The sequence below is a fragment of the Streptomyces sp. SID9727 genome, assembly GCF_010550605.1.
Lineage (GTDB): Bacteria > Actinomycetota > Actinomycetes > Streptomycetales > Streptomycetaceae > Streptomyces.
In genome coordinates, this window is sequence record NZ_JAAGNI010000472.1 from 1 (window position 1) to 14,412 (window position 14,412).

Sequence of the window (14,412 nt, forward strand, 5' to 3'; positions counted from 1 at the left end):
AGCCCGGCGTCGGCGACGGCCCGGCGCGCGGCGACCAGGGCCATCTTCGCGAACCGCGCCATCCGCCAGCCGGCGCGGCCTCCGACGGCCTCGTCCAGATCGGTCCGGTCGGCCCGGCAGGCGAAGTCGGCGGGCAGTCCGGCCAGTTCCTCGCAGCGCCGGGCCGCGGACCGCCCCGCGCACAGCCCGGCCCAGAAGGCCCGCTCGTCGTCGCCGACCGGGGTGACCACCCCCAGCCCCGTCACCACGGTCGCCGTTCGCGCGTCCCGCACCATGCCCATGGCCTCCCCTGCGTCGTCGGTCCCTCTGCAGAGGAACGCGCCGGATGCCGTCGAGGGTGCGGGCGGGGCCGGATGTCAGCCGAGCCCGAGCGCCTCGCGCAGCTCCGCCGAGTCCGGCGGGTTCGCGCCGGCCCGGGCGACCGTCACGGCCGCCGAGGCCGCCGCGTGGCGCAGGACGTCGCTCACCGTGCCCCGCTCCGGCGAGCGCAGCCGCTCACGGCCGGACGCGCCGAGCAGGCCGTGGGCGGCGAGCGCGTGCAGGGTGCCGGACATGAAGGCGTCCCCGGCGCCCACCGTGTCCACGACCTCGGCGGGGAGCGCGCCGATGTCCACCTGGCCGCCCGGCGTGATCGCCGTGGCGCCGTCACCGCCCCGGGTGACCAGGACGAGGGCCGGGCCGGACGCGAGCCAGCGCCGGCCGGCCTGGGCCGGATCCTCGCCCGGGTACAGCCAGTCCAGGTCCTCGTCGCTGGCCTTGACGACGTCGCTGAGGGCCACGCACCGCTCGACCCGGCGCACGGCGGTGCCGTGGTCGCCCATCAGCGCGGGCCGCACATTGGGGTCGTAGCTGACGGTGGCGGCCGTCCGCAGCGACTCGACGGCGGCGAGCACCGTGGCCGCCCCGGGTTCCGTCACCGCCGCGATCGACCCGGTGTGGACGTGCCGGGGCCGCCGGTCGAGGGCGGCCTGCCCGAGCGTCCAGGCGATGTCGAACGCGTAGCCGGCGCGGCCCTCACCGTCCAGGGTGACGACGGCCGACGGGGTGGGGCCGGGGGCGCCGTCCGTCAGCACCTCGACCCCCGCCCCGGTGAGGTGTGCGCGGATGAGCCGCCCGTTGTCGTCCCGGCCCAGCTGGGTGAGCAGTGTGGCGTCGTGGCCGAGTCTGGCCAGCCCGTACGCCAGGTTGGCCGGGCTGCCCCCGGGGTGGACCCGGTCGGGGGCGTCCGGGACGCGGACGATGTCGGCGACGCATTCACCGATGACCAGGAAGTCGGGGCGGTCGGGCATGGGGGCGGGGCCTCCCGGGGTGCGGCGGTGGGGTGACGGAACGTCCGGTCCACCGTACGGCCCCGCCCCGGGCCCGGCCGGGTGGTGGTCCTACGCGTCCAGCGCGTCGGCCACCAGCTCCAGGAACCGGGCGTGGGCGCGGGCGCTGCAGACCGGTTCCGGGTTCCACGGGACCACGCGGGCCGTCGCGGCGACGGCCGACCACTCGGCGTCGTCGCGCAGCTCGGCGAGCGGGGTCGCGTTGGCCCGGATGTCGGCGAGGACAACGGCGGGGCGCAGGGCGGCGGCCTCGGTCCAGCCGGTCGTGGACCAGTTGGCCCCGGGGCCCTCGGCGGGTTCGACCAGATCGACGCCGAGGTCCGCGAGGACCCGGAGTTCGGGCCACATGCGGGGGCGGGCCAGATGCGCCCGGTCCCGGCCCGCCGGGGAGAGGGCGAGGACCCTGGCCCGGTCCGGGCCCGCGGTGAGCGCGCGCAGCCGGTCCCGCGCGGCGTCCAGTTCCCGGGTCGCCGAGGCGGGTTCCTCGGCGCCGAGCGAACGGGCCAGCTCCGCGAACCGGTCGCCGATCTCGGCGAGAGTGCGTGCCTGCCCGACGTCGATGACGACGAGCGGGACGTGGCCCTCCAGATGCTTGGCGGTCTCCGGGTCGAGGCCGTAGACCTGTCCGCCGCCGTAGCTGACGGCGACCACGAGGTCCGGTGCGCGGCTCAGTAAGGCGTCCGCGTCCAGAGTGGCCCCGGCACCGGCGTACGCGATTCCGTCCAGCGGGAGCGCGCCGGTCTTCGCGGGGTCGGGCGCGGCCGGGTCGTCGTGGCCGGAGCCGAAGAGCCCGGCCGGGCGTATCCCGTGGTCCCACAGCGTCGCACCGGCCTGGATATAGGCGAGCACCCGTTGCGGGCGTTCGCCGGTTGCCGACAACTGCCCCCGGTCGTCGGTGAATTGCCACACGGTCCGCTCGTTCACGTCACACGCCTCCCAGCCGGAATCCGCCGCCCGGCGACGGCGGTCGACCAGTACCTGCCCAGCAATCGCGGGCCGCACCCTCCGGAGGGCGGCGGCTCCTAGGGTTCCGCCCGCGTGGAGCGCACGAGGTAGGTGACGGGCCCGGGGTCGGGGACCTGGATCTCGGTGAAGCCGAGCCGGTCGTAGAAGGCCCTGGCCGGCGTGTTGGAGGTGAGCATGGACAGGTGCACGCCCTCGACGCCCTTGGCGTTCAGGGCCGCGAGGAAGGTGTTCATCAGCTCCTTCCCGTAACCCCTGCGCTGCCAGTCGGGCAGCAGGTCGATGTGCAGGTGGGCGGGGTGGCCGGCGAGTTCGGGCAGGACCATGCGCTCCGGGTTGTGCAGGAGGGCGGTCATCTCGTCGGCGGGGCTCCGCGGCGGGCCCTCGGGCAGCGGGTAGCGGCCGGCGACCCGGGGCAGCCAGCTCTCGCGGTACTCCTTCACGAAGCGCGGCGTGTCGGCGGTGCCGAGGATGTAGCCGACCGCGCGGCCCGTGCCGTCGTCGACGACGAAGGCGAGGTCCGGTTCCAGCTCGGCGTAGGGCGTGGCGAAGATGGACGGCACCAGTGCGTGGTCCGGGTAGATGTCCCGGGCGTCGCCGCCGCCGGCGGCGGTGCGTATGCAGATCTCGGAGAGCGCGGCGCTGTCTTCGGGGCGGTAGGGCCGGAGGCCGGGGAGCGAGGTCACCGGCCCATATTGCCGACGGGGAGAGCGCTCCCACAAGAGGATTCAGGGGTTGACGGCGGTGAGGAGGACGACCGCGTCCTCCAGGGCGAGCAGTCCGTGCCGCTCCTGCGGGATCGGGTGCAGCCGTCCGGGTGTCAGTTCGACGTCGCCGGAGGCGGCGGTGAGCCGGACGGAGCCGCGCAGGACCTGGAGCGAGGCGGCGGGCGGGGCGTTGTGCTCGTCCAGCGCGGAGCCCGAGGTCAGCGCGATGACGGTCTGCCGCAGCGGGTCCTGGTGGAGCAGGAGGTGGGCGCTGCGGCCGTGCGGCGCGTCGCGCGCGGCGGCCAGGTGCTCGGCGGCGAGGGCATTCAGATCGTTCGGAGCGTCCATATGCCCACTGTGCCGCAGCCCCGGCCGGGCCGCGAACCTGCCGCACGGGCCTGGGCGCGCTCCCACGCGTCCCGGGCCCGTGCGGCCGGGCGGCCCGCCACGGGGTGGTCAGGCGCGCAGCCACACGGCCGTGTCCTGCGGGAGTCGGCCCGTCTCGTCCAGCGGTCCGCTGGTGAGCAGCACCGCGCTGTGCGAGGGCAGCTCGGCGGCCTCGGCGGCCAGGTTGACGACGCACAGCAGTCCGTCGGTCCTGGCGAAGGCGAGCACCCCGGGCGCGGCGTCGAGCCAGGTCAGCCGTCGGATCCCGGGCTCTCCCCCGGTCCCGAAGCCCGGTTCGGAGCGCCGCATCCGCAGGGCCTCACGGTAGAGGCTGAGCATGGAGTCCGGGTCGCCGTTCTGGAGGTCGGCGGCGTATCCGGACCAGCCCTCCGGCTGCGGGAGCCAGGGCTCGGTGGTGGCGCCGAACCCGGCGTACGGTTCGCCCGCCGCCCAGGGCATGGGCACCCGGCAGCCGTCCCGGCCCGGGTCGGCGCCGTTCTTGCGGAAGTGCATCGGGTCCTGGATGCGGTCGAGCGGGATGTCGGCCTCGGGCAGGCCCAGTTCCTCGCCCTGGTAGAGGTAGGCGGCGCCGGGCAGGGCCAGCGAGAGGAGGGCCGCGGCGCGGGCCCTGCGGGTGCCGAGGGCGAGGTCGGTGGGGGTGCCGAAGGTCTTGGCGGCGAAGTCGAACCCGGTCTCCTCGCGGCCGTAGCGGGTGACGGTCCGGGTGATGTCGTGGTTGCAGAGCACCCAGGTGGCGGGGGCGCCGACCGAGGCGTGCTCGGCGAGCGTGTCGTCGATGGCGGTCCGCAGCCTCTCCGCTTCCCACGGGCAGGCCAGGAAGTTGAAGTTGAAGGCGGTGTGCAGTTCGTCGGGGCGCAGGTAGCGGGCGAAGCGCTCGGTGTCGGGGAGCCAGACCTCGCCGACGAAGACCCCGCCGTACTCGTCGGCGATGGCGCGCCACGAGCGGTAGATCTCGTGGAGTTCGTCGCGGTCCACGAAGGGGTGCGGGTCGCTGCCGATGACGAAGTCGGGGAGCGCGGGGTCCTTGGCGAGCAGGGCGGCGGAGTCGATGCGGACGCCGGCGACGCCGCGCTCGAACCAGAAGCGCAGCACCTCCTCGTGCTCGCGGCGGACGGCGGGGTGCGCCCAGTTGAGATCGGGCTGCTGGGTGGCGAAGAGGTGGAGGTACCACTCGCCGTCGTCCAGCCGGGTCCAGGGGGTGCCGCCGAATTCGGAGACCCAGTCGTTGGGCGGGATCTCGCCGTTCGCGCCGCGGCCCTTGCGGAAGTGGAAGAGGTCGCGCTCGGGGCTGCCGGAGCCGGCTTCGAGGGCGGCGCGGAACCAGGCGTGCTGGTCGGACACGTGGTTGGGCACGATGTCCACGATGGTGCGGATGCCCAGCTCGCGCGCCTCGGCGATCAGTTTCTCGGCCTCGGCGAGGGTGCCGAACGCGGGGTCGATCGTACGGTAGTCGGCCACGTCGTAGCCGCCGTCGGCCAGTGGCGAGAGGTACCAGGGGGTGAACCAGAGGGCGTCCACGCCCAGTTCGACGAGGTAGGGCAGCCTGGCCCGTACCCCTGCCAGGTCGCCTGTGCCGTCGCCGTCGCCATCGGCGAAGCTGCGTACGTAGATCTGGTAGATGGCGGCGTCGCGCCACCACTGTGCGGTGGCCTCGGACGGACGGTTGGCTGCCACTGACGTTCCTTTCGGGCAGGTGGGACTCCGCCGCCGGCCCGGCAGGCGGGGCAGGATGGGAGGACCGGCGGCGGAGCGCTGAGGGGAAAGCGGTGCGGGAGGCGGGGGTCAGCCCTTGAGGCCGCCCGCGGTGAGACCGCTCATGATGTTGCGCTGGAAGAGCAGGAAGATCAGCAGCGTCGGGATCGACGCGATGGTGAGCGCGGCGATCAGGACGTTCTCGGGGACGCCGCTGGCGAGTGAGTAGATGCCCACGTTGAGGGTCTGCTTGTTCGGGTCGGGCAGCGTGAGCATGGGCCAGAGGAAGTCCTTCCACACGCCGACGACGGCGAAGATGGAGACGACTCCGAGGATCGGCCGGGAGATGGGCAGGATGATCGAGCGCAGGGTGCGCAGGGGTGAGGCGCCGTCCATGGCCGCGGCGTCGAGGAGCTCGCCCGGGATGGAGTCGAAGAACCGCTTCAGCAGGAAGATGTTGAAGGCGTTGGTGACCGACGGCAGCCAGATCGCCCAGGGCGAGTTGACCAGGTTGCGCTGGACGACGGGCACGTCCAGGACCGTGAGGTACTGCGGGACGACGAGCACGGTGGCCGGGATCATGAGCGTGGCCAGCATCATGCCGAGGATGACCTTGCCGAAGACCGGCCGCAGTTTGGACAGCGAGTAGGCGGCGGCCACGTCGAAGATCAGCTGGAAGGCCAGCGCGCCGAACGCGTAGTACAGGGTGTTGAACAGCAGCTTGGACAGGTCCATGACCGTCCATGCCTGGCTGTAGTTCTCGGTGTGAACGGACGTGGGGAAGGCCGTGGGCGGGCTCTGCACCACTTCCTGGGTGGTCTTCAGACCGCCGGTGACCATCCAGTACAGCGGGCCGAGGAAGACCGCCGTGAACAGGACCATCACCAGGCCGAAGACGACCCAGTAGACGGCCTTGCCGCGTGGCCGGCCGAGCTGGGCCGGTGAGATCAGGGTGCGCTGGCGGCCGCGTTCGGCGGCGCCCTCGGACCTGCGCCGGGCGGACTTGCGTGACGTGCTCCCGCGCCGGGAGACAAGCGTGTTCGATGCCATGGTCCTGGCTCCCGTCCTAGTCTTCGCTGCTGCGGCTCAGTCGTACGTACACCGCGGAGAAGCCCGCGAGGACGACGAGCAGGACGAGGCCGAGTGCCGCCGCGCTGCCGTAGTTGTTGAAGTTGAAGGCGTACTGGTAGATGAGGTAGACGACGGTGGTGGTGGAGCCCTCGGGCCCGGCGCCGTTGGTGAGCAGGAAGGGCTCGGTGAAGACCTGCATCGTCGCGATGATCTGCATGAGCAGGAGCAGCGAGAGGATGAGGCGGGTCTGCGGGATGGTGACGTGCCAGATCTTGCGCAGCAGCCCGGCGCCGTCGAGTTCGGCCGCCTCGTACAGCTCGCCGGGGATGCCCTGGAGCGCGGCGAGGTAGATGAGGGTGGCCCCGCCCATGTTCATCCAGGTCGCCGCGATGACGACGGAGAGCATGGAGGTGCTGGTGTCCTGCAGCCATTGCTGTTCGGGCAGGTGGAAGATGCCCAGGATGCGGTTGAAGAGCCCGTAGCCGGGGTCGTAGAAGTACTTGAAGAGCAGGACGGAGGCGACCGGCGGCAGCATCACGGGGAGGTAGACGAGCAGTCGCAGGTATCCCTGGCCGTGCCGGAACTCGTTGAGCACGACGGCGACGGCGAAGGGCACGACGAAGCCGAGGAGCAGGGCGAGGACGGTGAACAGCAGGGTGTTGCGCCATGCCTGCCAGAAGGCCGGGTCGTTGAAGACGTACGTGAGGTTGGACCAGCCGGCCCAGGTGGTGGTGCCGTCCTCGTTCTTCTGGAAGGCCAGGATGAACTCCCGGACCATCGGGTACCAGGAGAAGAGCGAGAAGCAGAGCACCGCTCCGATCAGGAAGCCGTGCGCCGAGATGTTGCGGCGCAGGGCACGCAGGAACTCCTCGCGGGCGGAGTCCGGGCGGGCGGAGCTTCGGTCTCCCGGGCGAGGCCGGGCCGCCTTGCGGGGGGACAGGGTTGGGGCCGACATGGTGTCTCCTCGGTGCCGGTGTACGACGAGCGCGTAGCGGACGGGGTCCGGATGCGGGGCCGGGTCCGCGTGACCCGGCCCCGCGCGTCCGTTACTGGTTCGCCAGAACCTGGTTGACCTGCTGCTCTGCGGTGGAGAGCAGCTTGTCGACGTCGGCGTCCTTGTTGGTCAGGACACCGGACATGGCGTTGTCGAGGATCTTGTAGATCTCCTGGGCCTTCGGCGGCTCGGCCTTGCCGGGGACCGGGTTGTCCATGAACGCCTTGAAGTTCTCGACGGGCATCGTCGCGTTCCGGGCGCGTGCGGCGTCGTCCTCGGTCTTGCTCTCACCCAGGAAGAAGTTGGGCTGCGGCAGGCCGACGGGGAGCTTGTCGGCCTTGGTGCGGGCCCAGTCGAACTGCCCCTTGCCGGGGGTGAGGTTCTTGAAGTTGAGCCAGGCGATGGCGGCCTTGATCTGGTCGGGCGAGCTGCCCTTCTTGATCAGGTAGTTGTTGCCGCCGAAGAGGGTCCCCTTGCCGCCCGGGATGGGGCCGAGGCCGAAGGTCTCGTACTGGGCGCCGAGCTGCTGCACCATGTACGCGATGTCGTCGGGGGCGGCGAGGAACATGCCCAGCTTGTCGCTGGCGATCTGCTTCTGGAGGTCGCCCCACTTGAGCAGCTGGGTCTTGCCCATGCTGTCGTCCTCCCAGCGCATGTCGTGCAGTTGCTGGAGGACCTGCTTGCCGGTCTCGTTGTTGAAGGCGGCCTTCTTGCCGGAGGCGTCGACCACCTCTCCCCCGAGGCCGAACTGCGTCGCGGCGAAGTGCCAGCCGCCGTTGTTGCCGGCGCTGTACTCGCCGTAGCCGGATATGCCCTTGCCGAGGCCCGCGATCTTCTTGGCGGCGGCGCGTACCTCGTCCCAGGTGGCGGGCGGGGTGTTCGGGTCGAGACCGGCCTGCTTGAACAGCTTCCGGTTGATCATCAGGCCCATGGTGTAGTTGCTGGTCGGCAGGCCGTAGAGCTTGCCGTCCTTGCGGGCGACGTCGACGACCTGCGGCTGGATGTCCTTCAGCGCGGGCACGGTCTTGTCGTTGACGTACGCGGAGATGTCCTCGGCCCCGTCGTTGTCCAGGACCTGCTGGAGGTCGCTGAAGTAGGCGTAGAAGACGTCGGGCTGCGACTTGCCCTTCAGCATGGCGGTGAAGCGGGGCGGCTCGTTGCACTGGCCCGGGGTGGACTTCCCGTTGATCGTGACGTTCGGGTACTTCTGGTTGAACGTCTTGATGTCCTCCTTCCACTCCCGCAGCTCCGCGGCCTTGGCGGCCGGCGGCATGCAGTCGATGGAGAGCGTCACCTTGGTCTTCGGGTCCAGCGGAGCCGAGGGGTCGGACGAACCCTTGGACGAACTGCTCGAGTCGTCGTCCTTGCTGCTGCTCGTGCCGCAGGACGCGAGCGAGGTCACGGCAAGTGCGGTGACGAGGACAGCCGCGGAGGCACGGCTGATACGGCGTGTGCGGCGCAACCCAGCACTTCTCATCGATGGTCCCCTTCGGGCATGAGCGTGGATGGCCCTCGGCCGGCTGACTGCCGGGGCGAGGCACACTCAACCAGCGTCGACATGTGAACGCAATATCTCGCGCAGTTTTCGTAAAAGTTTGACAGCGACGGGTACGCCGCATGCGGAATCCGGCGTGAGCGCAGCACAGGGGCGCCGCCCGGCGGACCGGACGACGCCCCTGTGCGCGGCGGTTGCTACGGGTTGATGTTGATCTTCATGGTGGACGTCGTGTTCTTCACGTCCTGGGCGTTGTCGCTGAACCTGAGCCCGTTGAAGGTGACCTCACCGACGGCGGGTCCCTGGCCGGCCTCGGGCATCTCGTTGGCCCACAGCCCGAAGCCGGACTTGGCGTCGAAGGCGTCCCCGCTCCTGTGGGCGCCGGAGATGGAGATGTCGGTCAGGATGGTGTCCTTGATCGGGAACTGCGGCTGACCCCCTACGTAGTTGGTCTGGAACATGATGCCGCTGTACGTCGGGTCGACGATGTCGACGTGGTTGATCCGGATGCCCTGGAAGACCTTGGAGGCGGAGAACAGCCAGATGCCGGGGAAGGTCTGCGTACCCCAGAAGTGACCGCCGGAGCGGACCACGGAGACGTTCTCGACCGTCGTCGGGCCGGTCCCGAAGCCGTTCATCGGGTAGCCGAAGTCGAGCGAGCTGACGGTGATCCCCGAGTAGACCAGGGTGTCCGCGATGCGGATGTTGCGGAAGGTGTTGTCGTAGCCGCCGTAGACGGCCACCCCTGCCGCGCGCCAGGTCAGGAGCGAGGTGAGGTTCTCGTAGACGTTGTTCTTCATGTCCGCGCCGCCGGCGTCGATCGCCGAGAACAGCGCGAAGCTGTCGTCACCGGTGGCCCGCGACTCGTTGTTGACGACGTGGTTGTCGGTCGAGCCGTTGGTCATGTTGATGCCGTCGGCGAACGTGTCCCGGATGCGGGAGTTCTTGATGGTGATGTTGTCGGTGTTGGCACCCCAGTAGAGGCACACCGTGTGCTCGTTCCACACGTTGTCGATGACCATGTCCGACACGTTGGAGAAGTCGAACACCTTGCCCGGTCCGTCGATGCGCGAGGTGTAGTTCCCGAAGTACGCGAAGTTCGCGAACGTCGAGCCCTTGGCGCTCGCCTCGGCCCGGAAGCCGATGTCGGTGTTCTCCTGGGCCGAGGGCGCGTGGAACCTGGTGTACCAGGGCCCCGCACCGATCACCTTGACGGCTTTGCCGTACACCTGGAACTTGCTGGCGGTCTGGTAGTCGCCCGCGGGCAGGTAGACGCCCACCAGCTTGCCCGTGGTGTCCATGCGCACCTTGTCCAAGGCGTTCTGGACGTCCTGGTGGGTGAAGCCGGCCGGAACGGCGTAGGCGGCCGGGTCCGGGTTGGCGATCTGGGTGGCCTGCTCCAGGCTGACGAAGTCGATCGCGTAGGTGCTGGTGTTCGCCGCGTCCTTCTGGAGCCGGATCCTGCTGCCCGCCGGGACGGTCCTGCCCAGCATCACGTTGGCCTCGTCGTAGATGTGCCGGGGTGAACCGGAGCCCGGGGAGTTGCCGGGGCCGGTCTCGGCGCCGTACAGCCAGGCGTACTTCGAGGTGAGGTCGATCGTCTTGAGGAAGGCACCGTCCACGTAGACGCTGAGCGTCGAGTCGATGCCGCCGCCGCCCGCCGCGTCCGGGATGGAGTAGCGGGTCACCAGGGTGTTGGTACTGGCCCGGGTGGTGAATTCGACGTAGTTGCCGGTGCTGTTGAGCGTGACCGCCTTGCGGCCCGACGCCTCGCCCGCGATGTCGCCGACGGTCCTGTTCGGCCCGACGACCTTCGCACCGCCGCCGGTGACGCCGTCCTCCGCCTCGTAGGTGTCGTACGGCATGTTGGCGCCGCGCCCGACGAAGAAGGAGCCGCTGACGGTGTTGTTCCCGCGCTTGACCGGGAGTTCCTCAGCGTCGTCCGCGACGACCGTCTTCACGGTGTACGAGCCGTTGGCCGCCGTCCAGGAGCCCAGGTTCACCGGGGAGCTGGTGGCACCCGCGGCGATCGAGCCGTTGTAGCCGCCGGTGAGGGTCTTCACCGTGGCGCCCTTGGCGTCGAGCAGGGTGACGGTGACGGCGTGGGCACCCGAGGCGGAGGCGACCGTGCCCTGGTTCCGGATGGCGACGGAGAAGGTGACGTTGTCGCCCTGGGCCGGGGCGGACGGCGAGGTGGTGACCGCGGTGGGCACCAGGTCGGAGCTGGCGACCGGCTTGACGACCAGGCCGGAGGCGCTGGTGTAGGTGTTGTCGGTCTCGTTCTGCTCGATGATCTGGTTGTCCGGGTCGGCGACCGCGCTCAGCGTGTACGTGCCCGCGTCGCGCGCCCCGATGCCCGCGCTGACCTGTGTGGAGGCACCTGCGGCGAGCGCGCCCACGTTCGCGGTCGCGACCTTGGTGCCGCCGAGCCGGAATTCGAGCTTGCCGGCGGGGGCGGCGACGGCGCCGGTGTTGCGCACGGTCGCGGTGAGCGTGACCGGGTCCGACTCGACGGGCGCGGCCGGGCTCGCGGTGACCCCGCTGACCTGGAGGTTCGGGTTGGGGGCGGGGGCGCCCAGCACCTGGAACTCCGCGACCTGCCCGGCCGGCGCGCCGGTGTTGGAGGTGAACTTCAGCTGGACGTCGGCGACCCGGGCGTCGACCGGGATCGTCACCGTGTTGCCGCTGCCGGGGCTGAACGCGTAGTCCTTGGCGGCGACCAGACCGGTGAACGACGAGGCGCTCTGCTCGCGGCCGAGGACCTGGATGTTCTGGGTCCTGGCTCCCCAGGCACTGTCCGGGTTGAGCTTCACGACGACGCTCCGGGTGTCGGCGTTGGCGCCCAGCTTCACCGTCAGGGTGTTGGGGTAGCTGCCGCCGGCGCCCTCCCAGTAGGTGGAGAGCTGATTGTCGTTGGCGTTCTCCGCGACGAAGGTGTGCACCACGGAGGAGGCGGTGATGGGCTTGCCGACGGCGAGATCGGAGGCCGCGCCGGTGGAGCCGTTGCGGGTGACGGTGTTGCTGTCGCCCGAGACGTTGCCCGCCGCGTCCTTGGCCCGTACGACGTACGACACGGTGGTACCGGCGGGCTGGGTGTCGGTGTACGTGGTGACATCGCCGGCCACGGTCCTGCGCAGCACGTTGTTGGCGTAGATGTCGTACCCGGTGACGCCCTTGTCGTCGGTGGACGCCGTCCAGGCCAGCTTGATCTGCCCGGAGGAGGGCTCGGTGAAGCTCAGGTTCGCCGGTGCGGTGGGCGCCTGGGTGTCGCCGGTGTCTCCCTTGCGGGTGACGGTGTTGCTGTTCCCGGAGACGTTGCCCGCGGCGTCCTTGGCCCGTACGAAGTACGAGACGGTGGAGCCGGCCGGCCGGGTGTCGGTGTACGTGGTGACGTCACCCGCGACGCTGGTCAGCAGGGTGTTGTCGGCGTAGACGTCGTAACCGGTGACGGCGGTGTCGTCCGTCGAGGGCTTCCAGGTCAGCTTGATCTGCCCGGCGGCCGGTTCGGTGTACGCCAGCTGCGCCGGGGCGGTCGGCGCCTGGGTGTCGCCGGTCTCGGGGCCGTATATCTCCAGTTCGGAGACCTGGGCGCCGGGCTGGACGGTGTTGGCGGTGACCAGGACGCGGACGTACCGGGTGGTGGTGGCGTCGAAGGTGATCGTCGCCGTCTCGGAGCCCGGGGTGAAGGTGTACGCCTTGGCCTGGGTCAGGTCCGTGAAGCCGGAGCCGTTGGTGCTGCCCTGGACCTTCAGCGTCTGGCTGCGGGTCTCCCAGCCGTCGGGCAGCCGCAGCACCACGCGGTCGACGCGCACCGATGAGCCCAGGTCGGCCTGGAGCCACTGCGGGAACTCGTTGTTCCGGCTCTCCCAGTAGCTGGCCCGGTTGCCGTCGTTGGCGTTGGCCGCGATGTACGTCTGGGTGTTGCTGCTGGCCGTGAGCGGGCGCCCGGCGGCCAGGTTCACCGAGGACTCCGCCGCCGCCCGGACCTCCAGTTCGGCGAGCTGACCGTTGCCGGACGCGGTGTTCGCGGTGATGTCGGCACGGACGAAACGGGTCCGGGTGGCCGGGAAGCCGATGGTGACCGTGTTGGAGCTGCCCGGTGCGAAGGAGTAGGAGGCCGAGGTCTTCAGCGTGGAGAAGCTGGTGCCGTCGGCGCTGCCCTGGAGGGAGAGCGTCTGGCGGCGGGCCGACCAGTCGGCGGGGAGCTTCAGCGTGACCTGGTCGATGCGGGTGACCTCGCCCAGGTCGCTCTGCACCCACTGGGGCAGGGACTTGCCGGACCCCTCCCAGTAGGTGGACTGCTGTCCGTCGGCGATGTTCCCGGCGGACTTTCCGCTGCTCGCGGCGGCGCGGTGGCCGGCGGCGATGTTCGGGCCGCCGGCGGCCGAGGCGTTCAGCGCCGGCCAGGCGACCATCATCAGGCTGGTGGAGATGGTCGCGGAAAGGATCCGCCATCTCCGGCGTCGCGTTCTCATCTGTCCCCGATCTGCGATCTGCTGCCTCGGCGCAGGGCGGCCGAAGCGCGGCTCAGTCTGCGACCCTGCCCGTACATGAATTTCTGCACTGACAGGATGACCTTTTGCGTTTTGCGGTCAGAGAGTTGCAGAGAACTGACGCGGAGTCCACCACTCCGGCAGAACTGGACATCCTTGCGGACGTGGCCCGCCCGGGCCAACTGGCCCGACAGACGGGGCATTTGGCTACCGGGCCGCCGAAGCGACCGGACGACTCCACGTCCGCAAGGAATTTGCGTAAATCTGCAAACCCATGAAAGGTGCCAGCTCGGAGGGCGCCCGCTCCGCGGTTCGACCTATGCGGCCCAGGCGCGTTCCAGCAGCTCCTGGAAGGCGGCGGGCTTCCGGCCGATCAGTCGGGCCAGGGTCGGGTCGACGGCCGCGAACTCGCCCTCCCGCGCCGCCGCGAAGATGCTCAGCATCAGGTCCGCGATCGGGGCCGGGGCACCGTGCGCCAGGGCCTGCTCGCGGAACGCGCCACCGGGGATGACCGTGCGGGTGAAGGGCCGCCCGGTGACCCGGGCCGCCATCCCGGCGACGGCGTCGAAGTCGAGTGCCGCCGGACCGGTGAGCGGCGGCGTGGGCCCCTCGAACCGCCCCTCCTCGGCCAGGATCACCGCGGTGGCCTCGGCGAGGTCGTCGTGGCCGGTCCAGGCGACGGGGCCGTCGGCGGGAAGGGCGATGTCGCCGCTGTGGCGGGCGGCCTCCAGGAACCGCAGGGCGCTGGCGGCGTAGAAGCCGTTGCGGAGCGCGGTCCAGGGCCGCCCCGTGGCACGCAGCAGGTCCTCCGTCCGGGCGTGGTCGCGGCACGCCTGGAAGCGGGAGTCGTGGGCGGCGCCCGCCTGGCTCGTGTACAGGATGCGGCCGGCCCCGGCCTTCACGGCGGCGTCGATCGCGGCGCGGTGACCGTTGACGCACTCCTCGCCCGTGCGGTCGAGGGAGACGAGCAGCAACTGGTCGGCACCCTCGAAGGCGTGCGCGAGCGAGGCGGGGTCGTCGAAGCTGCCCCGCCGGACGCGGACGCCGCGGTCCGCGAGGTCCCCGGCCCTGCGGGGGTCGCGGACGCTGACGCCGACGCGGTCGGCGGGGAGGCGCTCCAGGAGGTGCTCGACGGTACGGCGGCCGAGCTTCCCGGTGGCTCCGGTGACGATGATCACGGCGTTCTCCAAGCGTTGTTTCCGTCGGAATCGATTTCAAGGTAACACTGGAACTAACGCCGGAAGCAAGCGTCGGATATCAT

Annotated in this window: 11 protein-coding genes; all 11 read right to left on the reverse strand. The window is 70.7% G+C overall.

Translation table 11 applies throughout. From position 1 onward, the window contains the following. The coding region (locus G3I41_RS32380) for a beta-ketoacyl synthase N-terminal-like domain-containing protein (protein WP_275408469.1) at nucleotides 1–275 on the reverse strand (275 nt) is incomplete at its 3' end. An 81-nt stretch (nucleotides 276–356) separates the two neighbouring features. Next, nucleotides 357–1,289, reverse strand: a complete 933-nt coding sequence (locus G3I41_RS32385) for a carbohydrate kinase (RefSeq protein WP_164404098.1) — start codon at nucleotides 1,287–1,289, stop codon at nucleotides 357–359. A 90-nt stretch (nucleotides 1,290–1,379) separates the two neighbouring features. Continuing rightward, nucleotides 1,380–2,252, reverse strand: a complete 873-nt coding sequence (locus G3I41_RS32390) for an ABC transporter substrate-binding protein (RefSeq protein WP_164404099.1) — start codon at nucleotides 2,250–2,252, stop codon at nucleotides 1,380–1,382. 98 nt (nucleotides 2,253–2,350) lie between these two features. Next, nucleotides 2,351–2,977 carry a GNAT family N-acetyltransferase gene (locus G3I41_RS32395; protein WP_164404100.1) on the reverse strand — a complete coding sequence of 209 codons (627 nt, stop codon included), beginning with the start codon at nucleotides 2,975–2,977 and terminating at the stop codon, nucleotides 2,351–2,353. 42 nt (nucleotides 2,978–3,019) lie between these two features. Beyond that, nucleotides 3,020–3,346 carry a cupin gene (locus G3I41_RS32400; RefSeq protein WP_020207421.1) on the reverse strand — a complete coding sequence of 109 codons (327 nt, stop codon included), beginning with the start codon at nucleotides 3,344–3,346 and terminating at the stop codon, nucleotides 3,020–3,022. A 108-nt stretch (nucleotides 3,347–3,454) separates the two neighbouring features. Further along, nucleotides 3,455–5,080, reverse strand: coding sequence for a glycoside hydrolase family 13 protein (locus tag G3I41_RS32405; protein ID WP_164404101.1), 1,626 nt, complete (start codon nucleotides 5,078–5,080; stop codon nucleotides 3,455–3,457). 108 nt (nucleotides 5,081–5,188) lie between these two features. Then, entirely contained in the window at nucleotides 5,189–6,148 is a 960-nt protein-coding gene (locus G3I41_RS32410; protein ID WP_164404102.1) for a carbohydrate ABC transporter permease, read from the reverse strand. A 16-nt stretch (nucleotides 6,149–6,164) separates the two neighbouring features. Beyond that, nucleotides 6,165–7,124, reverse strand: coding sequence for a sugar ABC transporter permease (locus G3I41_RS32415; protein WP_164404103.1), 960 nt, complete (start codon nucleotides 7,122–7,124; stop codon nucleotides 6,165–6,167). Nucleotides 7,125–7,215: 91 nt separating this feature from the next. Beyond that, a complete protein-coding gene (locus tag G3I41_RS32420) occupies nucleotides 7,216–8,640 on the reverse strand; it encodes an extracellular solute-binding protein (protein ID WP_164404104.1) in 1,425 nt (474 codons plus the stop codon). A gap of 215 nt (nucleotides 8,641–8,855) precedes the next feature. Beyond that, complete coding sequence (locus tag G3I41_RS32425; RefSeq protein WP_203601967.1) at nucleotides 8,856–13,133, reverse strand: discoidin domain-containing protein; 4,278 nt, start codon at nucleotides 13,131–13,133, stop codon at nucleotides 8,856–8,858. A gap of 335 nt (nucleotides 13,134–13,468) precedes the next feature. Next, nucleotides 13,469–14,329 carry an SDR family oxidoreductase gene (locus tag G3I41_RS32430; RefSeq protein ID WP_164404118.1) on the reverse strand — a complete coding sequence of 287 codons (861 nt, stop codon included), beginning with the start codon at nucleotides 14,327–14,329 and terminating at the stop codon, nucleotides 13,469–13,471. Nucleotides 14,330–14,412: the final 83 nt, after the last annotated feature.